Source organism: Streptomyces sp. NPDC031064 (assembly GCF_055570965.1).
In genome coordinates, this window is record NZ_JBVIGF010000007.1 from 167,511 (window position 1) to 186,654 (window position 19,144).

At 72.9% G+C, this 19,144-nt stretch carries 20 protein-coding genes and 7 tRNA genes; 11 read left to right on the plus strand and 16 right to left on the minus strand.

Annotated features, from left to right (window positions below):
* Nucleotides 1-33 precede the first annotated feature (33 nt).
* A complete protein-coding gene (locus ACZ46W_RS25065; RefSeq protein ID WP_468342326.1) occupies nucleotides 34-1,680 on the plus strand; it encodes a hypothetical protein in 1,647 nt (548 codons plus the stop codon).
* Between the two features lie 10 nt (nucleotides 1,681-1,690).
* On the opposite strand, the gene ACZ46W_RS25070 is transcribed toward ACZ46W_RS25065, so the two are convergent.
* The 4 genes from ACZ46W_RS25070 to ACZ46W_RS25085 all read right to left on the minus strand — a co-directional run bounded on the left by ACZ46W_RS25070 (nucleotide 1,691) and on the right by ACZ46W_RS25085 (nucleotide 6,193).
* On the minus strand, nucleotides 1,691-2,251 hold the full coding sequence (locus tag ACZ46W_RS25070; protein ID WP_366130693.1) for an HIT family protein: 561 nt from the start codon (nucleotides 2,249-2,251) through the stop codon (nucleotides 1,691-1,693).
* A 75-nt stretch (nucleotides 2,252-2,326) separates the two neighbouring features.
* Nucleotides 2,327-4,303, minus strand: a complete 1,977-nt coding sequence (gene thrS, locus ACZ46W_RS25075; protein ID WP_468341544.1) for a threonine--tRNA ligase — start codon at nucleotides 4,301-4,303, stop codon at nucleotides 2,327-2,329.
* Between the two features lie 109 nt (nucleotides 4,304-4,412).
* Complete coding sequence (locus tag ACZ46W_RS25080; protein ID WP_468341547.1) at nucleotides 4,413-5,627, minus strand: hypothetical protein; 1,215 nt, start codon at nucleotides 5,625-5,627, stop codon at nucleotides 4,413-4,415.
* Nucleotides 5,627-6,193: a DUF4365 domain-containing protein gene (locus tag ACZ46W_RS25085; protein WP_468341550.1), complete on the minus strand. Its 567-nt coding sequence runs from the start codon at nucleotides 6,191-6,193 to the stop codon at nucleotides 5,627-5,629. Before ACZ46W_RS25085 ends, ACZ46W_RS25080 begins: the two co-directional genes overlap by 1 nt.
* A 155-nt stretch (nucleotides 6,194-6,348) precedes the next feature.
* On the opposite strand from ACZ46W_RS25085, the gene ACZ46W_RS25090 reads away from it, so the two are divergent.
* A complete protein-coding gene (locus ACZ46W_RS25090) occupies nucleotides 6,349-7,074 on the plus strand; it encodes an exonuclease domain-containing protein (protein WP_468341553.1) in 726 nt (241 codons plus the stop codon).
* A gap of 87 nt (nucleotides 7,075-7,161) precedes the next feature.
* On the opposite strand, the gene ACZ46W_RS25095 is transcribed toward ACZ46W_RS25090, so the two are convergent.
* A tRNA-Val gene (locus ACZ46W_RS25095) sits at nucleotides 7,162-7,233 on the minus strand.
* A gap of 39 nt (nucleotides 7,234-7,272) precedes the next feature.
* On the minus strand, nucleotides 7,273-7,722 hold the full coding sequence (locus ACZ46W_RS25100; RefSeq protein WP_468342329.1) for an SRPBCC family protein: 450 nt from the start codon (nucleotides 7,720-7,722) through the stop codon (nucleotides 7,273-7,275).
* 90 nt (nucleotides 7,723-7,812) lie between these two features.
* Here ACZ46W_RS25100 and ACZ46W_RS25105 point away from each other — a divergent pair, with 90 nt between their 5' ends.
* On the plus strand, nucleotides 7,813-10,110 hold the full coding sequence (locus ACZ46W_RS25105; RefSeq protein ID WP_468341556.1) for an SCO7613 C-terminal domain-containing membrane protein: 2,298 nt from the start codon (nucleotides 7,813-7,815) through the stop codon (nucleotides 10,108-10,110).
* A gap of 50 nt (nucleotides 10,111-10,160) precedes the next feature.
* Here the strand turns inward: ACZ46W_RS25105 and ACZ46W_RS25110 are convergent.
* Both ACZ46W_RS25110 and ACZ46W_RS25115 read right to left on the minus strand, forming a co-directional pair.
* Nucleotides 10,161-10,235, minus strand: a tRNA-Val gene (locus ACZ46W_RS25110).
* Between the two features lie 67 nt (nucleotides 10,236-10,302).
* Nucleotides 10,303-10,761 (minus strand): TIGR02611 family protein, encoded by a 459-nt coding sequence (locus ACZ46W_RS25115; RefSeq protein ID WP_468341559.1) that lies wholly within the window; start codon nucleotides 10,759-10,761, stop codon nucleotides 10,303-10,305.
* A gap of 190 nt (nucleotides 10,762-10,951) precedes the next feature.
* Here ACZ46W_RS25115 and ACZ46W_RS25120 point away from each other — a divergent pair, with 190 nt between their 5' ends.
* Nucleotides 10,952-11,365 (plus strand): SsgA family sporulation/cell division regulator, encoded by a 414-nt coding sequence (locus tag ACZ46W_RS25120; protein WP_003959770.1) that lies wholly within the window; start codon nucleotides 10,952-10,954, stop codon nucleotides 11,363-11,365.
* 255 nt (nucleotides 11,366-11,620) lie between these two features.
* The gene (locus tag ACZ46W_RS25125; protein ID WP_468341562.1) at nucleotides 11,621-12,181 is read left to right on the plus strand and encodes a CGNR zinc finger domain-containing protein; all 561 of its coding nucleotides are present in this window, start codon (nucleotides 11,621-11,623) and stop codon (nucleotides 12,179-12,181) included.
* A gap of 20 nt (nucleotides 12,182-12,201) precedes the next feature.
* Here the strand turns inward: ACZ46W_RS25125 and ACZ46W_RS25130 are convergent, their stop codons facing one another.
* Nucleotides 12,202-12,378 carry a hypothetical protein gene (locus tag ACZ46W_RS25130; RefSeq protein WP_468342385.1) on the minus strand — a complete coding sequence of 59 codons (177 nt, stop codon included), beginning with the start codon at nucleotides 12,376-12,378 and terminating at the stop codon, nucleotides 12,202-12,204.
* A gap of 90 nt (nucleotides 12,379-12,468) precedes the next feature.
* Complete coding sequence (locus ACZ46W_RS25135; protein ID WP_468341565.1) at nucleotides 12,469-12,906, minus strand: hypothetical protein; 438 nt, start codon at nucleotides 12,904-12,906, stop codon at nucleotides 12,469-12,471.
* A gap of 209 nt (nucleotides 12,907-13,115) precedes the next feature.
* Between ACZ46W_RS25135 and ACZ46W_RS25140 the strand changes: the two genes are divergently transcribed.
* Complete coding sequence (locus ACZ46W_RS25140) at nucleotides 13,116-13,649, plus strand: DsbA family protein (protein ID WP_468341567.1); 534 nt, start codon at nucleotides 13,116-13,118, stop codon at nucleotides 13,647-13,649.
* Between the two features lie 34 nt (nucleotides 13,650-13,683).
* Here ACZ46W_RS25140 and ACZ46W_RS25145 read toward each other — a convergent pair whose 3' ends face one another.
* The 3 genes from ACZ46W_RS25145 to ACZ46W_RS25155 are packed head-to-tail and all read right to left on the minus strand — an operon-like array spanning nucleotide 13,684 to nucleotide 16,421.
* Nucleotides 13,684-14,523 carry a GNAT family N-acetyltransferase gene (locus ACZ46W_RS25145; RefSeq protein ID WP_468341570.1) on the minus strand — a complete coding sequence of 280 codons (840 nt, stop codon included), beginning with the start codon at nucleotides 14,521-14,523 and terminating at the stop codon, nucleotides 13,684-13,686.
* Nucleotides 14,524-14,556: 33 nt separating this feature from the next.
* Entirely contained in the window at nucleotides 14,557-15,369 is an 813-nt protein-coding gene (locus ACZ46W_RS25150; RefSeq protein ID WP_468341573.1) for an aminotransferase class IV, read from the minus strand.
* Nucleotides 15,366-16,421 (minus strand): chorismate-binding protein, encoded by a 1,056-nt coding sequence (locus tag ACZ46W_RS25155; RefSeq protein WP_468341575.1) that lies wholly within the window; start codon nucleotides 16,419-16,421, stop codon nucleotides 15,366-15,368. Before ACZ46W_RS25155 ends, ACZ46W_RS25150 begins: the two co-directional genes overlap by 4 nt.
* A gap of 156 nt (nucleotides 16,422-16,577) precedes the next feature.
* On the opposite strand from ACZ46W_RS25155, the gene ACZ46W_RS25160 reads away from it, so the two are divergent.
* The 5 genes from ACZ46W_RS25160 (at nucleotide 16,578) to ACZ46W_RS25180 (ending at nucleotide 17,044) form a co-directional block, all read left to right on the plus strand.
* Nucleotides 16,578-16,650 (plus strand) — tRNA-Gly (locus ACZ46W_RS25160).
* Between the two features lie 36 nt (nucleotides 16,651-16,686).
* Nucleotides 16,687-16,760, plus strand: a tRNA-Cys gene (locus ACZ46W_RS25165).
* A gap of 1 nt (nucleotide 16,761) precedes the next feature.
* Nucleotides 16,762-16,833, plus strand: a tRNA-Val gene (locus ACZ46W_RS25170).
* A gap of 34 nt (nucleotides 16,834-16,867) precedes the next feature.
* Nucleotides 16,868-16,939 (plus strand) — tRNA-Val (locus ACZ46W_RS25175).
* 33 nt (nucleotides 16,940-16,972) lie between these two features.
* Nucleotides 16,973-17,044 (plus strand) — tRNA-Val (locus ACZ46W_RS25180).
* 58 nt (nucleotides 17,045-17,102) lie between these two features.
* Here ACZ46W_RS25180 and ACZ46W_RS25185 read toward each other — a convergent pair.
* The 3 genes from ACZ46W_RS25185 to ACZ46W_RS25195 all read right to left on the minus strand — a co-directional run bounded on the left by ACZ46W_RS25185 (nucleotide 17,103) and on the right by ACZ46W_RS25195 (nucleotide 18,813).
* Complete coding sequence (locus ACZ46W_RS25185) at nucleotides 17,103-17,363, minus strand: TFIIB-type zinc ribbon-containing protein (RefSeq protein ID WP_366130681.1); 261 nt, start codon at nucleotides 17,361-17,363, stop codon at nucleotides 17,103-17,105.
* A gap of 40 nt (nucleotides 17,364-17,403) precedes the next feature.
* Nucleotides 17,404-18,363: a phosphotransferase family protein gene (locus ACZ46W_RS25190; RefSeq protein ID WP_468341578.1), complete on the minus strand. Its 960-nt coding sequence runs from the start codon at nucleotides 18,361-18,363 to the stop codon at nucleotides 17,404-17,406.
* Between the two features lie 270 nt (nucleotides 18,364-18,633).
* A complete protein-coding gene (locus ACZ46W_RS25195) occupies nucleotides 18,634-18,813 on the minus strand; it encodes a hypothetical protein (protein WP_468341581.1) in 180 nt (59 codons plus the stop codon).
* Nucleotides 18,814-19,144: the final 331 nt, after the last annotated feature.

Genomic DNA, 19,144 nt, shown 5'->3' on the forward strand with positions numbered 1-19,144 from the left:
GACACACGCGGCGATGGGGGCGGCGAAGTGACAATGGACAGTTTCGGTCCCGGGGCTCAGGTCCCGCTCCAGGGCTCGGCCGGTCAGACCGTGGCGACGCACGCCCTGGCCTCCGCCGCGTACCGGGAGAACGTCGACGTCGAGGAGATCCTCAAGGCCAACAACGAATGGCACGAGTCGACGGTCACGAAGGGCAAGTTCTCGCTCTTCAAACCGACCCTGGGCGAGGCGTTCTCCCGTGCCGTACAGGTCCGGATGCTCGGCGGCGCCCGCAAGCCGCTCATCCAGTCCTTCGGCACCGAGCCGCAGCCGATCGTCGAGCACTGCCTGGCCGCCACCCGCATCCGCAAGCAGCGCGACAAGTTGCTGACCCTCATCACCGTGGTCTTCGGCGTGCTGTTCCTGCCCGGGATGCTGCTGTGGCTGACCGTCTTCCAACTGCGCCGCACCCTGGCGGGCGGCGCCGTCGGCAAGCGTTCCGGCGCGCTGGGCACCCTGCTGCTCGTGGGGGCCGGCATCCTGGCCGCGCTCTTCCTCTTCCGGCTGCCGTTCACCGGCTTCCTGGCGATCTACCTCCGCGCCATGCTCATCGCCCCGGTGGTGGGCTGGTTCCTGGCCAAGCGGATCTGCGAATCGACCGCGAAGGACCTGCGCGCCCGCTGGGACTCCCTGCTCAGCGGCGGTGGCGGCATGGGCCCCAAGATCCCCGAGGCCGTGCCGCACGACCCCAACGAGACCGCCGCCGAGGAACTACGCCAGCAGTTGGAGAAGCTCACCGCCGAGCAGCGCTCCAACGTCCTCTTCTACGCCGGCCCCAAGGGCATCCTCGGCATGGGCACCCGCTGGGGCAACTGGCACCTCGCCGAGGAGCTCATCCCCCAGGAGGGCAAGGAGATCCACGCCTTCCGCACCTGGGACGTGATCCGGCCCATCCACGACGAGCTCAAGATGCTGGAGCGCGGCACCCTCAAGACCGGCTTCCCCACCCCGTCCGTCAACCACTGGATCGTCACCCCGGTCGGGGAGGGCGCGAAGGAGGTCGCCCGGCCCGAGGGCGAGGACATCGTCGCGTACCAGGTCAAGCCGCACGAGATACAGCGCATCTGCAACGAGAACCAGTTCGGCAAGGGCAACCGCCACTACCTGGGCGTGCAGTTCGTGCTCTGGGACGGCCAGCTCGTCCTCACCATGATGGTCACCGTCACGGCGCTCCTGCACACGCTGCGCATCGAGGTCACCGGCCATGCGCTCGGGCCCGTGCACGGGCTGTTCACCACGAAGCCGGAGCCCAAGAAGAAGACCGTCTCCAAGACCATCCGGTTCTGGGAGACCAAGGACATCGAGCTGCCACTGATCGACAACGACGAGGTCGTACGGCTGGCCGTCCGCGCCCCGCTGACCTGGTTCCCGCCGGTCCTCGACTTCCTGGGCGGCAAGCTGGTACTGCCCGAGCCCTTCGGCCTGCGGCATGCCTGGGCCTCCCAGCCCTGGCGCCACCGCTTCATGGCCGACGACGCCATCCGCGCGGCCACGCCCGTGATGCGGGCCGTGCACGCCGCGACCATCAAGATGCTCGACGAGCACGGCGTGGACACCGAGCGCTTCACCAACCGCTCGTTGATCCTCAGTGGCTCCGTCCAGGACCCGATGCCGAAGAAGGCCGACACCTACGACGCGTGACCGACGCGAGCTAGGCGGCGGGCCACGCGTCGGCCAGCATCCGGCGGGTGTCGCCGAGGAGCTGCGGCAGCACCTTGGTGTGGCCGACGACCGGCATGAAATTGGTGTCGCCGCCCCAGCGGGGCACGATGTGCTGGTGCAGGTGGGCGGCGATCCCGGCCCCGGCCGCCGCGCCCTGGTTCATTCCGATGTTGAAACCGTGCGCCCCCGAGGCGGTACGCAGGGCCGTCATCGCCTGCTTGGTGAGCAGCGCCAGCTCGGCGGTCTCGGCGTCGTCCAGCTCCGTGTAGTCGGCGACGTGCCGGAACGGGACGATCATGAGGTGTCCGCCGTTGTACGGGTAGAGGTTGAGCACGGCGTACACCTTCTCGCCGCGCGTGACGACCAGACCGTCCTCGTCGGACTTGGCCGGGATGGTGCAGAACGGGCAGCCGTCATCGGCCCCGGGGCCGGTCGGCTTGTTCTCGCCCTGGATGTAGGCCATCCGGTGGGGCGTCCACAGGCGCTGGAACGCGTCAGGCGTCCCGACTCCGATCTGCTGCTCCGGCTCACTCGTCATGCGGGCCAGCATATTCGCTGGCGGTGAAGCGGGAAGCGGCGAGGGGCGGCCCCGGCGACCGGGACCGCCCCTCGCGGGCTTTCGGCGTCAGACCTGTACGCGGCGCTCGACCACGTCGGCGAGCTTGGCGATGGCCTCCTCGCGCGGGATGCCGTTCTCCTGCGAACCGTCCCGGTAGCGGAAGGAGACCGTGCCGGCGTTCATGTCCTCGTCGCCGACGATGATCATGAACGGCACCTTCAGCTTCTGGTGGTTGCGGATCTTCTTCTGCATCCGGTCCGAGGACGCGTCCACCTCGACCCTGAGGCCCTTCTTCTTCGCCTCGGCGGCGAACTCCTGGAGGTAGGGCACGTGCGCGTCGCCGATCGGGATGCCGACCGCCTGCACCGGGGCCAGCCACGGGGGCATGGCGCCCGCGTAGTGCTCCAGCAGCACCGCGAAGAACCGCTCGATCGAGCCGAACAGGGCGCGGTGGATCATGACCGGCCGCTGGCGGGAGCCGTCCGGCGCGGTGTACTCCAGGTTGAACCGCTCCGGCAGGTTGAAGTCGACCTGGATGGTCGACATCTGCCAGGTACGGCCGATGGCGTCCTTGGCCTGGACGGAGATCTTCGGACCGTAGAAGGCGGCGCCGCCCGGGTCGGGGGTCAGCGGCAGGCCCTGCTTCTCGGCGGCCTTGCGCAGCACCTCCGTGGCCTCTTCCCAGACCTCGTCGGAGCCGACGAACTTCTCCGGGTCCTTGGTGGACAGCTCCAGGTAGAAGTCGGTCAGACCGTAGTCCCGCAGCAGGTTCAGCACGAAGGTCAGCAGCGAGTCGAGCTCGTCCGCCATCTGCTCCTTGGTGCAGTAGATGTGCGCGTCGTCCTGGGTGAAGCCACGGGCGCGGGTCAGGCCGTGCACCACACCGGACTTCTCGTACCGGTACACCGTCCCGAACTCGAACATGCGCAGCGGCAGCTCACGGTAGGACCGGCCCCGCGCGTCGAAGATCAGGTTGTGCATCGGGCAGTTCATGGGCTTGAGGTAGTAGTCCACGCCCTCGTCGAGTTGCATGGGGGGGTACATGCCCTCGGCGTACCAGTCCAGGTGGCCCGACTTCTCGAAGAGCTTCCCCTTGGTGGCGTGCGGGGTGTAGACGAACTCGTAGCCCGCCTCCTCGTGCCGCCTGCGCGAGTAGTCCTCCATGGCGCGGCGGATGATGCCGCCCCGGGGGTGGAAGACCGCCAGGCCGGAGCCGATCTCGTCGGGGACGGAGAAGAGGTCCAGCTCGGTGCCGAGCTTGCGGTGGTCGCGCTTCTCGGCCTCGGCGAGGAAGTCCAGGTGGGCCTTCAGCTCGTCCTTGGACGGCCACGCGGTGCCGTAGATGCGCTGGAGCATCGGGTTCTTCTCGCTGCCGCGCCAGTACGCCGCCGCGTTCCGCATCAGCTTGAACGCCGGGATGTTGCGGGTGGTGGGCAGGTGCGGGCCCCGGCAGAGGTCCTTCCAGCACAGCTCGCCGGTCTTGGCGTCGAGGTTGTCGTAGATGGTCAGCTCGCCGCCGCCCACCTCGACGTCCGCGCCGTCGTCGCTGGACGCGGATCCCTTGATGCCGATGAGCTCCAGCTTGTACGGCTCGTTCGCCAGCTCCTCGCGGGCGGCCTCGTCGGTGACGACGCGGCGCGAGAAGCGCTGCCCGCGCTTCTGGATCTCCTGCATCTTCTTCTCGATGGCCTTGAGATCCTCGGGCGTGAACGGCTTGTCCACGTCGAAGTCGTAGTAGAAGCCGTCCTTGACCGGCGGGCCGATGCCCAGCTTGGCCTCGGGGAACAGCTCCTGCACGGCCTGCGCCATGACGTGCGCGGTGGAGTGACGCAGGATGTTCAGGCCGTCCTCGGAGGAGATCTCGACCGGCTCGACGCTCTCGCCGTCCTTGATCTCGTAGCTGAGGTCCTTCAGCTCGCCCGCGATGCGGGCGGCCACGACGGTGCGCTCACCGGCGAAGAGGTCGGCGGCCGTAGTGCCCGTCGTCACCACGCGCTCTTCCCGCTCGGAATCGCGTTGGATGATCACACGGACGTCTGACACCGGTCTCTCCTGACTGAAGGGGAAGCGCCGCGTTCGTATCGCGCACGCAATACCGCATGGTACCGAGCCGCCCGCCCCGCCCGCGAAACGGTTTCCCCCGGTCCGGTCCTCAGTCGCCGGGCCCGCACGCCTCCCCGAAGAAGCCCAGGTTCTCGTGGAGGGCCTTCATCAGCCGGTCCCGCTCCGCCTCGTCGACCTGCACCGGTACGACCCCGGAGGCGTCCGTCAGGCGCCGGAAGCCGCCCCGGCTCTCCAGCCGCCCCGCCACCCGGATCGGCAGCCCGACCAGGTGCGCGTGCCCGGCCGTGCGGTAGGCGTCCTCGTCCAGCGCCACCCGCACGTGGGGCACCTCCGCCCCGGCCAGCACCCGCAGCCGCACCGTGCCCGCCCCGCGCGGCCCCGACCGGCGCATGCGCACCACCGTCCCGGTGATCCGCACCGGCACGGACGGCTCGTCCTGGAGGTAGCGGGCGCCCGCCTCCCGCAGCGCGGGCAGGTCGCCCGGCGAGAACTCGACCGGCTCGGGCCGGGCCGCGCACCCCTCCGGCACGCCTGCGGCGGGCGCCCAGGCCAGGGCGATCCGGGCCCCTTCGGCGCCGCGCACGAGCGAGATGAGCGCCTCGGTCAGCTCCCGGCTCACGCCCGCCTCGACGGCCGAGTCGAACGCCTCCGGCCTGCCGGTCGCCCGCTGGTAGTCGACGGCCTCCCGGGCGGCGTACAGCGCGTGGTACAGCCGTGTGGTGACCGCCCGGCCGGGGTCGACCGGCACGAAGGCGGTCAGGCCGCGCCCGCCCTGGGCGGTGCCGACGAGGACGCCCTCCAGCGATGCCTGGGCCTGCCGCCGGTGCCGGGCGCCGTGGTAACCGGCCCGGCCGCGCACGGCGAGGGCGCCGGCGAGCAGGAGCTGCCGGGCGGCGGAGCGGAGCTGTTCCTGCACGGCCCACGAGACGGTGCCGGACGGGCCCTGGGGGACGTCCCGCCACCAGCGGACCTCGTCGCTGGGCACGGTCAGGCCGACGAGGACTTCCCGCGCGGAGGGCGCGGCGCAGCGGGAGAGGGCGGTGAGGGCCTCGCCGATGAGGTCCTCGCAGTCGGGGAAGGCGCGGCTCTCGGGGACGAGGAGGCTCATGGGCCCCGCGCCGGGGCCGGGCGGGGTCCAGCGGCTGTAGCGCCCGGGGGCGCCGCCGCGCCGGCGCCAGCCGTGCCGGTCCAGCAGGGCCCCGAGGACCCGGGGGTCGACCTGCGCGGGGTCGAGGGGACCGACCGGCCCCGAGGGCGTGGTCGTGGGGTGCGGCCGCATGGGCTCGTCGATCGGCCGGTGCATCAGGGTCTTCCTCCCGCCCCGACCCGGGTCATGATCTCGCAGAGCGCCCGGTCGTCGAATATCCGATTGGTGGGGATGCGCACGGTGGTGCGGCGCCTGCCGGTGACCGGGTGGCCCGCGAGGTTGGTCCAGTAGCAGCAGTGCCGCAGGTCGAGACGGTCGTGGCCGGCGCGCAGCCACTCCTCCCGGGTCCTGGGGACGATCATCACGACCAGGATCTTGTGCACCGACACGGGCGTGCGGGCCAGCTTCACCAGGTGGTCGTTGTCGAGGGTGAAGGAGAAGGCGGCCCCCGGGGGGTGCGGCGGGATCTGGTACGTGCACTTGAGCTGCACCTTGATGGTGACCTCGTCGTCCACGGTGTGCCCGGGGGCGCTGTGGCTGACGTGCCAGTCGATGCCGTTGTCCGGGAAGGGCTGCGACAGCGAGCAGCCGGCCGCGGCGGCGACCGCGTGGAGGTAGCCCACTTGGAGGGTCTCCATGCAGGCGGTGGTGGCGAGTGCGCCCCGCAGCGGTGCGGCCTGCTGGGGCAGCAGCCCCCCGTGTTCGGGCTGCGCGAGCGCCATGGCTCCCCATGCCTTCCAGGCGACGACGGGGCGTCAGTTCGGCTGCCCCTCACCTGTGTTGTCACCGCGTTGCGTACGGTGCAAACGGCGCGGGTATCACCGATTCGGGCAGGGGGATCACGCCATCTGCCAGGCATGTGCGAGGAGTTCGGGGAATGACGCTCTGGTACGAAGGGCCCCTGGCCGCATTTGACACGGAAACGACCGGAGTTGACGTCGAGGTGGACCGGATCGTCTCGGCCGCCCTCGTCGTCCAGGACGCGCCGGGCGGGCGGATCCGGGCCACCCGCTGGCTGGTGAACCCGGGCGTGCCGGTGCCGCCGGCCGCCACGGAGGTGCACGGGCTGACGGACGATCACCTCCAGCGCAACGGCCGCTGGCCCTCACCCGTGATGGAGGAGATAGCGCGGCAGCTCGCCGAGCAGTCGGCGGCGGGCCGGCCGCTGGTGGTGATGAACGCCCCGTTCGACCTGACCCTCCTGGACCGGGAGCTGCGCCGCCACCGCGCCTCGTCGCTCTCCCGTTACCTCCAGAACGTCCCGTTGTGCGTGCTCGATCCGCGGGTGCTGGACAAGCACCTGGACCGGTACCGCAAGGGCCGGCGCACGCTGACGGATCTGTGCGCCCACTACGAGGTGGCGCTGGAGGGGGCGCACGACGCGGCGGCGGACGCGACGGCGGCGCTGGAGGTCGTCCGGGCGGTGGGGCGCCGGTTCGCGGCCCGGCTGGAGCGGCTGTCACCGGCGGAGCTGCACACCTTGCAGGCGGTGTGGCATGCCGCGCAGGCGCGCGGTCTGCAGGCGTGGTTCGCGCGCAACGGTTCGCAGGAGGCGGTCGATCCGGCGTGGCCGCTGCGCCCGGGGCTGCCGGCGGCCGCGTGACGACGCACGAAGGGGACGTAACGAAGGGGGACGAAGGGGGACCCAACGCAAAGGCCGACCCGTCATGGACGGATCGGCCTTTCCCGGTGGGCGATACTGGGTTCGAACCAGTGACCTCTTCGGTGTGAACGAAGCGCTCTCCCACTGAGCTAATCGCCCGGGAACGCACTGAACCATACAGGTCCGGGCCCGTTTCCTTCAAACCGTATGCAGGTGGGCCGCCAGTCCCCGCCGCCCCGCTCGCATCATCAGGGCGTGGTTGGCGAGGAAGAGGGGCCGGCCGGGCAGGGCGAGGCGGCGCATCAGGGGCCGTTGGACGTCGACCTCCTGCTCGTAGAGGGCCCGCGTGCGGCCGCCGCCCGGCGAGGTCAGGGTCCAGCGGGCCCACCCTTCGAGGTCGCCCGCGAGCGCCGTCTCCAGGACCCGGGCGGCGGGGTCGCGCCGCCGTTCGGTGAGGGTGACGACGAGGTCGTAGGGGAGGAAGGAGCGGAAGCGGGCGGTGCCGCTGCGGTCGTCGAGGCGGGTCACCTCGCGCACCTGCGGCCACCAGCGGGGGTACTCCTCGGGCCGCTCCAGGACCGCGTAGACGGTGTCCGGAGAGGCGGGTACGTCCCAGACGCTGCGGAAGCGGTAGTGGCACCAGTCCATGCTCCGAGTCTGCGCCGCCGACGCGTACTCATGCGTCATCTGAGTACGTACGCTCATGCCGCGCGTTGTGGCGCGGCCCACACTCCGCTCATGGACAACGCACTGTCACCGGCCGACGAGCTGGTGGTTCTGGATCGCGAGCTGGCTCAACTGGACGCCCGGCGGTCGTACTTGCTGGCGCGCCGGGCGTGGCTGCTGAGCATCATGCGCACACCGGTCGCCGCGTCGCGCCCTGTGGCGGAGACGGCGCCGCGCAGTGCGCAGAACGTCCTGCTGACGCTGGGTGGCGTGCTGTTGGCGGTCGCCGCGGTGGCCTTCACGCTGGTGAGCTGGGGCCGGCTGGGCATCGGTGGCCGTGCGGCGGTGCTCGCCGTGGTGACGGCCGGTGCGCTGGCCGCGCCGGTGGTGCTGCTGCGCCGCACGCTGGGCTCGACGGCGGAGGCGGTGGCGTCGCTGGGGCTGCTGCTGATGGTGCTCGACGCGTACGCCGTGCACCGGGTGGTGCTGCCGGAGACCGACGCGGTGGGGTACGCGGCGGTCGCCTCGGCGGTGCTGGCGGCGCTCTGGGCGGCCTACGGGACCGGGGTCGGCGGGCTGCGGGTGCCGCTGCCGGCGGCGGTGGTGGCCGGGCAACTTCCGTTGCCGCTCGGGGCGGTGGCGGCGGGCGCGGACTCGCTCACCGTGTGCTGGGCGCTGCTGGCGACGGCCGCCCTCGACGCGCTGGTGGCGCTGCGGGCCGGCCTGGTCGCCCCGGTCCGGGCGGTGGCGTGCGTGGCGGCCTGCGCCACGGGTGGCTCGGCGGCGCTGGCCGCGGCGTGGTTCTCGGTGGTGCGGGGCGGGGCCGAGCCGGCGGGGCTGCTGCTGGTGGCGGCGGGGCTCGCGCTGTACGGGGCGTGGCGTGCGCCGGGCGCGGCGGAGGCGTGGGCCGCGGTGGCCGGGCTGGTCGCGGTGGCCGGTGGCGGCGGGCTGGTGCGGGAGGCGGCGCCGGAGGTGTGGGCGGTGCCCGCTTACGTGCTGGTCGCGGTGGTGGTGTGCGCGGTGGCGGTACGCGGCGGGGTGCCGCGCGCGGTGGGCCGGGGTCTGGCGGGTGCGGCGGCGGGCGTGCAGGCGCTGGCCGTGGTGTGGGCGCTGCCGCACGTGGCGGCCGCGCTGGTGGGTGTCCGGCCGGGCGTCGCGTGGCCGGTGGTGGCCGTGCTGGTGACGGTCGCCGGGGTTCTGGTGTGCGTGCGGTCGGTGCCGGCGCGCGGCGGGGCGCTCGCCCTGGGCTGGGCGGCGGCGATGGCCCTGCCGGAGGCCGTGGGCCTGCCGTACGGGGCCACGCTGGGGGCGCAGCTCCTGCTGACGGCCGGGTTCCTGGCCCTGTCGGTGCGCCCGTCCCTGGTGGCCGTGGGGACTGACGGGCAGGACGTGCTGGGCGATGCGGCTCTGGGCGGAGCGCTGCTGTGCGCGGCGGTCGCGGCCGCCGGTGCGTGGGGCACCGAGGCGGCGGCGGTGACCGTCCTCGGGGTCCTCGGCGGGCTGTTCGCGGGCACGGCGCTGCTCGGCGGCGCCGGCGACAGCGGCGGCGGGAACAGGCGGCGGGCGGTCGCGGCCTGTACGGCCGTGGCGGCGGCGACCGGCTTGGTGGGCGCCGTCGCCGGGGCGGTGGAGCTGCCGGTGCACCTGACCGGCGTGGCGCTGCTGGCCGTGCCGGTGGCGACCGCGGCGGTCGGGGCGGGCCTGCGGCGCCACCCGGTGGCGGTGCCGGTCGAGCTGGCGGGCGCGGCGGCGGGTGCCCTCGCGGCCGGGCTCGCGTCCGCCCGCCCGGCCGTCCTGGCCCTCGTGCTGGCCCTGTGCGGTGTCGTGGCGGCGGCCACGGCCGTTCGTCCGGAGCGGCGCCCCGCCGCCGGGTACACGGCCACGGCGCTGTTCGTGGCGGCGACCTGGGTGCGGCTGGCCGACTCGGGGGTGTCCGCCCCGGAGGCGTACACGCTCCCGGTGACGGTGCCCGCGCTGGTCGTGGGCGTGCTGCGCAGGCGTCGCGACCGGGAGGCGTCGTCGTGGACGGCGTACGGTCCGGGGCTGGCCGTGACGCTGGTGCCGAGCCTGCTCGCGGCGTGGGGTGACGCGGGCTGGCCGCGCCCGCTGCTGCTCGGGCTCGCAGCGCTCGCCGTGACGCTGACCGGCGCCCGGTTGCGGCTCCAGGCGCCGCTGCTGCTGGGTGGCGCGGTGCTCGCCCTGGTCGCGCTGCACGAGCTGGCGCCGTACGTGGCCCAGGCGGTCGGCGCGCTGCCCCGCTGGCTGCCGCCCGCGCTGGCCGGTCTGCTGCTGCTCGCGGTCGGCGCGACGTACGAGCACCGGCTGCGCGACGCCCGGCGCCTCCGCGACACGGTCGGCCGCATGCGCTGAGCATGCCGAAGGCCCCGGAGACTGATCGTCTCCGGGGCCTTCGGTCCGGGTGGTGGGCGATACTGGGTTCGAACCAGTGACCTCTTCGGTGTGAACGAAGCGCTCTCCCACTGAGCTAATCGCCCGGGCGCACCGCAAACATTACCGCATGTCAGCAGGTGCCCCTGACCACTTCGGCGGGCCGGTGGACCGCTAGATGTTCCAGGGCAGGGCGAACCCGTACTTCCACAGGTACACGCCGGCCAGCGCCGCCATGATCACCAGCCCGACCGTGGTCAGGATGATGTTGCGCCGCCGCACCTTCGGGTCGAGTGCCCGCTGCGCCGCCTCGGTCACTTTCCGCTTCGTCCAGCGGAGCACCAACTGCGCCCAGACGAACTCGGTCGCCCAGATCGCCATGCCGCCGAATATCACGACCCAGCCGGGCCCCGGCAGCACCAGCATCGCGGCACCGGCGGCCACCACGGCCAGGCCGACCAGGAACACGCCGACCTGCCAGCTCAGGTGGAGCGTCCGGCGCGCCTTGATGAACTCGGGCGCCCGCGAGCCCAGTGGCGATTCGGCGGTCACCCCTTCCGTCACGTCCCCCGTGGCGGGTGCCGCGGTCACCGATGGGGTGACCTTCTCCCGCTCGTCACTCTCCGCGTTCATAAGGCCCAACCTACCCGACGTGAGCCGGACACCGGAATGGACGCATAACCGCCGCTTGCACACCGCCATACGAGGTACCTCAAGGGCCACAAAACAGACAGAGGGGTTTACAACGGCACCGTAGGTGGCATGTCGATTTCGCCGACGTGCGAATCCCCGAGCGCACACTGAGCGAAAGGCCCTGGCGCTTATGAACACCACGGTCAGCTGCGAGCTGCACCTGCGCCTCGTTGTGTCGAGCGAGTCCTCACTGCCTGTACCGGCGGGCCTGCGGTATGACACGGCCGATCCCTATGCCGTGCACGCCACCTTCCACACCGGAGCCGAGGAGACGGTCGAGTGGGTGTTCGCCCGCGACCTTCTCGCCGAAGGGCTCCACCGCCCCACAGGCACCGGCGACGTCAGAGTCTGGCCGTCCCGCAGCCACGGTCAGGGCGTCGTCTGCATCGCGCTGAGCTCCCCGGAGGGCGAAGCCCTGCTGGAGGCCCCGGCGCGCGCCCTGGAGTCGTTCCTGAAGCGGACCGACGCCGCGGTGCCGCCCGGCACCGAGCATCGTCACTTCGATCTCGATACGGAGCTCTCGCACATCCTGGCCGAAAGCTGAGGCCAGGCCGCCAGCCGCACGGCGCCGTCCGACTCGGGGCGACGGCGCCGCGCGGAGAGCTCGCACGGCCGTGAGCGGCCGGATACGGCGACACCGGCGCCGTCACCGCGGAAACCACCCGCGGTGACGGCGCCGACGCGTTCCGGGCCGCCCGGCGCTCCCCTCCCCCACCGCCCCCGGGGCCGCCCCGCGAGAAGCCGCTAGAGTCGGCGCAATCCGGCGGGCACCCGCCCGCGGCAGCCCAGGGAGCGAATCGTGCTGATCCCCCACGACACCCGGATCGCGCTCGACACCGTCGTCGATCTGATGAACACCGCGCCCGAAGGCGGACGGGGCGACGAGCTCGGGGACGTGGCGGCGCTGTACGCCTTCGTACGGGGCCATGACGTCAGCGGTGTCGGTGAGCTCGGCGAGCAGGATCTGCGGGCCGTACGCGACGTACGAAAACGATTCGCCGAGGTGTTCGCGGCGCCCGACGCGCGTACCGCGGCCGAGCTGATCAACCAGCTCGTCGCCGCGGCCGGCACCACGCCGCAGCTCACCGACCACGACGGCTACGACTGGCACGTGCACTACTTCGCGCCGGGCGCGTCGGTCGCCGACCACCTGGCCGCCGACTGCGGCATGGCGCTGGCCTTCATCGTGGTGGCCGGTGAGCAGGACCGGCTGCGCCGCTGCGAGGCGCCGGACTGCGGGCGGGCCTTCGTCGACCTGTCCCGCAACCGCTCGCGCCGCTACTGCGACAGCCGTACCTGCGGTAACCGGCTCCATGTGGCGGCGTACCGGGCGCGCCGCAAGGAGGCGGCGGCCGGCTGAGCGGGCGCCTCAGCCCTCGCTCACAGCACGTACAGATCGTGCACGGCGGCCATCAGCAGCAGGCAGCCGATCACCGCCAGGAAGATCATCAGCGGCGGCTGGGAGAGCGCGAACAGGCATCCGCGCCGCTCCTCGGTCACTTCTTCGGGGGCGGGGGAGGATTCCCGCGAGGTTTCCAGCATCTCGGTGCCGATCATGGCGCAGCGCGCCGCCCCGTGAGCGGTGAACCGGCATGATCGGCAGGGGAGTTCACCCCATCCCGTGGCCCGCCGGCCCCGGGCGACGGCTCAGATGCCGTGCTTCTTCAGGATGGCCTCGATGTCGCTGAAGTCGTCGGCGGGCTTCGCCGTGGCGCGCTCACCGGCGCCCAGTGAGGGCGCGGACGCCGAAGGCTCGACCACCGGGCGCCCCTTCTCGCGCTGCTTGCGCTCCTTGCGCTCCTTGCCGGTGCCGCCGCGGGTGCCGCCGCCCCTGCGCCGTTCGACGGCCCGGGTCGTCATGAACAGCAGCCAGGCGGCGCCCAGCACCCCGAACCCGGCCCACGCCACCGGGCTGAAGGCGGTCTCGGCCAGCCACTCCACGGCACCGGTCATCACCAGCCCCACCGGCACGAGCGCGTACGCGGCGATACGGGCGGCGGCGAGGAACCTCCTGCGGTACGCGGTGATCGCCGCGATGCCCAGCCCCGCCGCGGACACGGCGGAGCAAATCGTCTCGGCAAGCATCCGGTCCTCCTGGCGGGCGTCGGGCGGTACGTCCCTTCCATCCTGCACCGCGCGGCCAGGCCGCGGCCATGGTGCCGGCCGGCCCCGGGGAGATCTCCGGGACATCTCCGGGGCCGCCTCCTCCCCAGGTCCCGGTTGGAGCCCCACCTCCCGGTTGGAGCCCCACCTCCCGGTTGGGGCGCCGGCCGTCCTGCTGGAAGACTGCCCCCATGAACGACTCCACGACCGACCGCACCGCCACGCCCGTCGTCCTCGACGTCTGGTGCGAGCTCCAGTGCCCCGACTGCCACGCCGCCCTGGAGGACCTGCGCGCGCTGCGCGCCCGGTACGGGGACCGGCTGGAGGTACGCCTGCGGCACTTCCCGCTGGAGAAGCACAAGCACGCCCACGCCGCCGCGCAGGCCGCCGAGGAGGCGATCGCACAGGGCAAGGGCTGGCCGTACGCGGAGGCGGTGCTGGCCAGGACCGAGGAGCTGGCGGCCAAGGGCGAACCGGTACTGATCGACACGGCACGGGAACTGGGCCTGGACGCCGAGGAGTTCGACACCGCCCTCATCGACGGCCGGCACATGCTCATCGTGGACGCCGACCACGCCGAGGGCAAGGCGATCGGCGTCACCGGCACCCCGACGTACGTGATCGGCGGCGAGCGACTGGACGGCGGCAAGAGCCAGGAGGGCCTCCGCGAGCGCGTCGAGCGGATCGCCGACCGACTCCTGTCCGAGCCGGAAGGCCGCCTCTGAGCCGGCTCCGGGGCCGGTTGCGGCCCTGAGCCCGCTAGAGCAGCGGCTTGAAGCAGCGGATGCGGGTCGTTCGGTAGCCGAGGGACTCGTAGAGACGGAGGGCCGGGGTGTTGTCCGCGAAGACGTGCAGGCCGATCCGGCGCTCCCCCGCCGCCAGGGCGATCCGCTCGGCGAGCAGCATCAGAGCGCGCCCGTAGCCCTGGCCGCGCTGGTCGTCGGCGACGGCGATGTCGTACACGAACGCGATCCGTTCGCCGGGGGCCTCCTCCAGGCGGCCGGTCCACAGGTGCCCGACGGGCGTGCCGTCCCGCACGGCCACGTGGAAGGCGGCGCCTTCGGTGGCGAGCCCGTCGGGCAGGTGCCGGCGGCGGCTCGCCTCGGCCTTCGCCCCGGCCTGCTCCTCCGGTACGCCGTGCTCGGCCCAGCTCCGCGCGAAGCTCTCCGTGGACCGGGCCTCCCACTCCCGGTACTCGGCCTCCGTCATGGGCCGCACCTCGACGTGAGCGGGCGGCTCGGGGGGCGGGACGGCGAGGTCCTTGGCCATGTCGCGGCTGCGTTCGGTGTAGCCGAGCGCGGTCGCCATGCGCAGCGCGACCGTGGCATCGGCCGGTACGGCCAGCGTCACCTGGTCGCAGCCCCAGCCGCGCAGCACCTCCTCGGCGGCGAGCGCGGCCACCGTGCCGCGCCCGCGCCGCCGGTCCGGCCCGTCGATGTGGAGGGAACGGATCACCCCGGCGGGCCGCCCGGTCCCGGGCACGGTGCCGATCTCGACGGCGCCCACGCGGCGGCTGTTCACACAGACGTCGTAGACGCGCGACCGGGCGCCGTCGGGGGTCTGCTGGAGCGGCTCGGCCGGCCGCAGGGTGGTGGTCATCGCCACTCTTCTACCCACCCCGCGACCGGGTGCTCACATCTGCGCGGCGCGCTCCGCGAAGATCCGCATGGCCTTGGCGGTGACCGGCCCAGGGGCGCCGGGCAGCTCGCGCCCGTCGACGCGGTGCACGGCCTGGACGTCACGGAGGCTGGAGGTCAGGAAGATCTCGTCGGCCCGCTCCAGGACGTCCATCGGCAGATCGGTCTCCTGGGCGCCGGTCCACTCGACGGTCAGGGCCCGCGTGATGCCGGCGAGACAGCCGGAGGTGAGCGGCGGGGTGTGGAGCTGCCCGTCCAGGACGACGAAGACGTTGGAGCCGGTGCCCTCGCAGAGCAGGCCGACGGTGTTGGCGAACAGCGCCTCGCTCGCGCCCTGTTCGTGGGCCTTGGCGAGGGCGATGACGTTCTCGGCGTACGAGGTGGTCTTCAGCCCGGCCAGGGCGCTGCGCTCGTTGCGGGTCCAGGGGACGGTGATCACGGCCGTGCTGTCGGCGCGGGGCCCGGCCTCGCCGAGCGCGACGACGAGGGTCGGCCCGGCGTCGCCGCGGTCGGAGCCGAGCGGGGAGATCCCTCCGGTGTAGGTGATCCGCAGCCGGCCACGCGGCACGGGGTTGGCCTCCAGGACGGCGGCGCAGGCCCGGCGCACCTCGTCGAGGTCGGGGTCCGGCAGGCCGAGGCCGCGCGCGGAGCGGGTGAGCCGGTCGAGGTGGAGGTCCATCGCGAAGGGCCGGCCCGCCACCGTCTTGAGCGTCTCGAAGACACCGTCGCCCACGGTCAGGCCGTGGTCCAGTACGGAGACCCTGGCGGATTCCGCGTCGCGCAGCCCGCCGTTGACCCACAGCTTCATTTCCGGATGGTCCTTCCGCTCGCCTCGTACGTTCCCGACGCCACCGCGAGCAGCCGGGAGGCCTTCAGTTCCGTCTCGTCCCACTCGCGCTCGGGGTCGGAGCCCCAGGTGATGCCGGCGCCGGTGCCGAAGCGAAGGACGCCTCCCCCTGCCGTGCGGTCGATCCAGAAGGTGCGTATGCCGACCGCCAGCTCTCCGGTGCGGCGGTCGGCGTCGACCCAGCCGATGCCGCCGCAGTAGGGGCCCCGGGGGGCGGTCTCCAGCGCGTCGATGATCTTCAGGGCGCTGGACTTGGGCGCGCCGGTGACCGAGCCGGGCGGGAAGGTGGCGTCCAGCAGCGCGCTCCAGCCCGCCCGGGGGGCCAGCTCACCGCGCACGGTGGAGACCAGGTGGACCAGGCCGGGGTGCGGCTCGACGGCGCAGAGCTCCGGCACGGTGACGGAACCGGTGGCACAGACCCGTCCCAGGTCGTTGCGGACCAGGTCGACGATCATCACGTTCTCGGCGCGGTCCTTCTCCAGCAGGTCCTGAGCGGTCCTGCCGGTGCCCTTGATGGGGCCGGACTCGACGGTGGAGCCGTCGCGCCGCAGGTACAGCTCGGGCGACGCGGTGGCGATCTCCACCCCGTGGGCCGGCAGGCGAATCGTTCCGGCATAGGGGGCCGGGTTGCCGCGCGCGAGGAGCGCCGTGAGCGCGTCCACATCGGCGGCCGGGTCCGGCAGCGGCGCGGACAGCACCCGGCAGAGGTTCGCCTGGTACACCTCGCCGGCCGCGATGTGCTCACGGATCCTGCGTACGCCGGCGATGTACGCGTCGCGGTCGAGCGAGGACGTCCAGTCACCGGCGGCGGGACCGCGCCAGGCACCGGGGACGGGCGCGGGCACCGGCGCGGGCCGGACGTCACCGAAGCGTGCGCAGGTCAGACGGCCCTCGAAGTCCGCGCAGACGGCCCAGAAGCCGGCGGAGTCCAGGGCCTCGGGGTCACTGGTGACATCCCGCAGGTCGGTTGCGACGAGGCCGCCGAAGCGGGCCAGAGGAGCGAGGTCGTGCACGGATGCGAGTCTATGGCCGGGGCGGGCGGGACCGCGCGGACGTGCTGCGCAGCGGGGTCGGCGCAGCACGCTGGGCAAACGCGTTTTTGTACTGGCCCAGGAATCCGCTAGAGTTCAACACGTCGCCGGGACGCGGAAGCGAAACGGAAACGACAAGCGGACGTGGCTCAGTTGGTAGAGCATCACCTTGCCAAGGTGAGGGTCGCGAGTTCGAATCTCGTCGTCCGCTCGAAGTGGGGGATCATTCCCGAACCCCTGCACTCCTGGTGGAGTGGCCGAGAGGCGAGGCAACGGCCTGCAAAGCCGTCTACACGGGTTCAAATCCCGTCTCCACCTCCAAGGACGATTAGCTCAGCGGGAGAGCGCTTCCCTGACACGGAAGAGGTCACTGGTTCAATCCCAGTATCGTCCACTGGATCTTCGGATCCCGGATCTTCGGATCCCCCGCGCGATTAGCTCAGCGGGAGAGCGCTTCCCTGACACGGAAGAGGTCACTGGTTCAATCCCAGTATCGCGCACGCAGTGCCCATGATCCTCGATCATGGTCCCGAGGACGATTAGCTCAGCGGGAGAGCGCTTCCCTGACACGGAAGAGGTCACTGGTTCAATCCCAGTATCGTCCACATGATCCGGAGCCCCGGTCGCAGCTCGCGACCGGGGCTCCGTCGTGCTGCCCCCCGCTCAGGAGGAGAAGAGCATCCGTCCGAAGCTGCGGCGGTGGCCGTGGTGCCCGTGGTGCCCGTGCTGCGGAGCGCCCCAGGCGGGGGCGTGCGGGGCCGGCGGCGCGGGCGGGGCCTGCTGGACCCACTGCGACTCCAGGCGGGTCAGCGCCTCCAGCTCGCCGAAGTCCAGGAATATCCCCCGGCAGCCGCTGCACTGCTCGATCTGGACGCCGTTGCGGTTGTAGGTGTGCATGGGGGCATGGCACTTGGGACACTGCATGCTCGGCTCAACTCCTCGCCGTTCGGATGGTGTCATCACCCTACGACGGAGGCACCGCGTCCAACTCGGGTGGGAGTGTCGCGATTCTGGTACAAGCTTCCACGACGCTCAGCTCGACCTCGTCCAACTCCCGTCCCTCGGCGGTGCTCTTGGCGATGGCCAGGGCGGCCGTCTGGACGGTCAGCGCGCGGGCCGGCACGTCCAGCCGGGGCCAGGGGTCCCCGTCGGCGGGTACGGCCGGACCGCCCGCCGCCCGGTAGGCGCCGAGGAACCGGTCCCACACCCCGGGGGCCAGCAGCCCGGCCGCGTACCAGGCGGCGGGCCGGGCCAGGTCCCAGGCGGGGTCGCCGAGGCCGAGGTCGTCCACGTCGATGAGCAGCCAGGGGCCCGTGCGCGCCGGGTGGCGGACGAGCTGGCCGAGGTGGAGGTCGCCGTGGCAGACCGCCGCACCCGGGTCCGGCGCCTCGTCGCGGGCCCAGGCGGGCAGCCCCTGCCAGGCGGCCAGCACCGGCGCGGCCGCCGGGTGCGGCCCGGCCGCCCGCATGCGCGCCACCGCCAGGGCCGCCTTGGCGGGGCCGCGCATCGGCGGCAGCGGCCCGGGCAGCTCGGCGGGCGGTACGGAGTGGAGGCGGGCGAGCAGGGCGGCGGCCTCCTCCCAGGGGGCGGCGTCCGGGTCGTCGGGGTCCACCGGGCTGCCGTAGGGCCAGGCGGTGACCGGCCGGCCGTTCACCCCCGGCGCGGTCACCGGGAGGGGCGGCAGGAGGACCCCGGCGAGGCGCGGGTGCGCGGCGACGGCGAGCCGGGCACGGTGGGCGGCGGCCTCGGTGCCCGGGGCGTGCGCCTTGGCGACGGCTCCACCGTGGCGGACGACGGTCCCGTCGGGCCGGTTGGCCAGAACGGTGCCGGTGTCGCCACAGGCCCGGCACGGCACCTCGGCGTGCGCGGCGCGCCGGGCGACGTCGCCGAGCTCCCGCACGAGTGGTTCGATCTCCTGCTGCACGCCCCGACCTTACGGGGGCGCTCGGGGTTCGTGGGCCGGGGCCGGGGCCGTCTGGGCTCCCCTCCCCGCAGCGCCCGCACTCCCGCCCACCAAGGGCGGCCGCCCTGCTCCGCGAGAGGGGGGAACGGGCACGGGCCGGGCAGGAGAAAGCGGTGGCCGGCGGCTCCCCAGCCGCCGGCCACCGCTTGCCGTCCGCCGCACCCCCGTCCCCACGGGGTTGTTGGCCGGATGTCCCCGACCCGGGCCGCTCTCCCGGGCCTGGGGCGCCGCTCAGCGCCCCAGCATCACGCCCACGGACGACGCCTGTGTGACCACTGCTTCCCAGCCGCCGAAGACGACCACCAGGAGCGCGGCCAGAGGGAGAACCATCGCCGTGGCCACCAGTGGGTGACGACGTCCCGGCGTGCGACCCTGCGTCCGGATCATCGTCCGCGTTGCGGTGTCCGCCATGGTTCCTCTCCTCTCGTGTCCAGCAGCGGCGGGTGTCTGACCTCGGGGGACGAGTGCTGCACCCGCCGCTTGACCTCAACATTAGGGAAGCGGCGGCCCCCGGTCGTCATGCCCGCGTACCCATTGGCGGGCCTCCGCGAGGATGAGCCGGCACCGGATGGCGTACTCCCCTGGGTGGAGACTCGGCACCGGGCCTGAGGGTCTTCCCGGAGGGGCTGGAGGGCCCCGTGGGGCGCCCGAGGGGGCACGTGACGGGGGGGGTGACGTCCCTCACGTCCACCGCGCCTCCCCGTACCTCCGCACCCGACAGGGGATCAATCCCCTTTCGGCG

Bases quoted from the DNA above. Each gene is read 5' to 3' on its own strand.
- ACZ46W_RS25145 (WP_468341570.1), bottom strand. From the start codon at position 14,523: ATGACCACCACCCTGCGGCCGGCCGAGCCGCTCCAGCAGACCCCCGAC.
- ACZ46W_RS25065 (WP_468342326.1), top strand. From the start codon at position 34: ATGGACAGTTTCGGTCCCGGGGCTCAGGTCCCGCTCCAGGGCTCGGCC.
- ACZ46W_RS25185 (WP_366130681.1), bottom strand. From the start codon at position 17,363: ATGCAGTGTCCCAAGTGCCATGCCCCCATGCACACCTACAACCGCAAC.
- ACZ46W_RS25100 (WP_468342329.1), bottom strand. From the start codon at position 7,722: ATGGACTGGTGCCACTACCGCTTCCGCAGCGTCTGGGACGTACCCGCC.
- ACZ46W_RS25195 (WP_468341581.1), bottom strand. From the start codon at position 18,813: ATGGCGGACACCGCAACGCGGACGATGATCCGGACGCAGGGTCGCACG.
- ACZ46W_RS25130 (WP_468342385.1), bottom strand. From the start codon at position 12,378: ATGATCGGCACCGAGATGCTGGAAACCTCGCGGGAATCCTCCCCCGCC.
- ACZ46W_RS25080 (WP_468341547.1), bottom strand. From the start codon at position 5,627: ATGCACCGGCCGATCGACGAGCCCATGCGGCCGCACCCCACGACCACG.
- ACZ46W_RS25150 (WP_468341573.1), bottom strand. From the start codon at position 15,369: ATGAAGCTGTGGGTCAACGGCGGGCTGCGCGACGCGGAATCCGCCAGG.
- ACZ46W_RS25115 (WP_468341559.1), bottom strand. From the start codon at position 10,761: ATGAACGCGGAGAGTGACGAGCGGGAGAAGGTCACCCCATCGGTGACC.
- ACZ46W_RS25090 (WP_468341553.1), top strand. From the start codon at position 6,349: ATGACGCTCTGGTACGAAGGGCCCCTGGCCGCATTTGACACGGAAACG.
- ACZ46W_RS25140 (WP_468341567.1), top strand. From the start codon at position 13,116: ATGAACGACTCCACGACCGACCGCACCGCCACGCCCGTCGTCCTCGAC.
- ACZ46W_RS25105 (WP_468341556.1), top strand. From the start codon at position 7,813: ATGGACAACGCACTGTCACCGGCCGACGAGCTGGTGGTTCTGGATCGC.
- ACZ46W_RS25085 (WP_468341550.1), bottom strand. From the start codon at position 6,193: ATGGCGCTCGCGCAGCCCGAACACGGGGGGCTGCTGCCCCAGCAGGCC.
- ACZ46W_RS25135 (WP_468341565.1), bottom strand. From the start codon at position 12,906: ATGCTTGCCGAGACGATTTGCTCCGCCGTGTCCGCGGCGGGGCTGGGC.
- ACZ46W_RS25120 (WP_003959770.1), top strand. From the start codon at position 10,952: ATGAACACCACGGTCAGCTGCGAGCTGCACCTGCGCCTCGTTGTGTCG.
- ACZ46W_RS25070 (WP_366130693.1), bottom strand. From the start codon at position 2,251: ATGCTGGCCCGCATGACGAGTGAGCCGGAGCAGCAGATCGGAGTCGGG.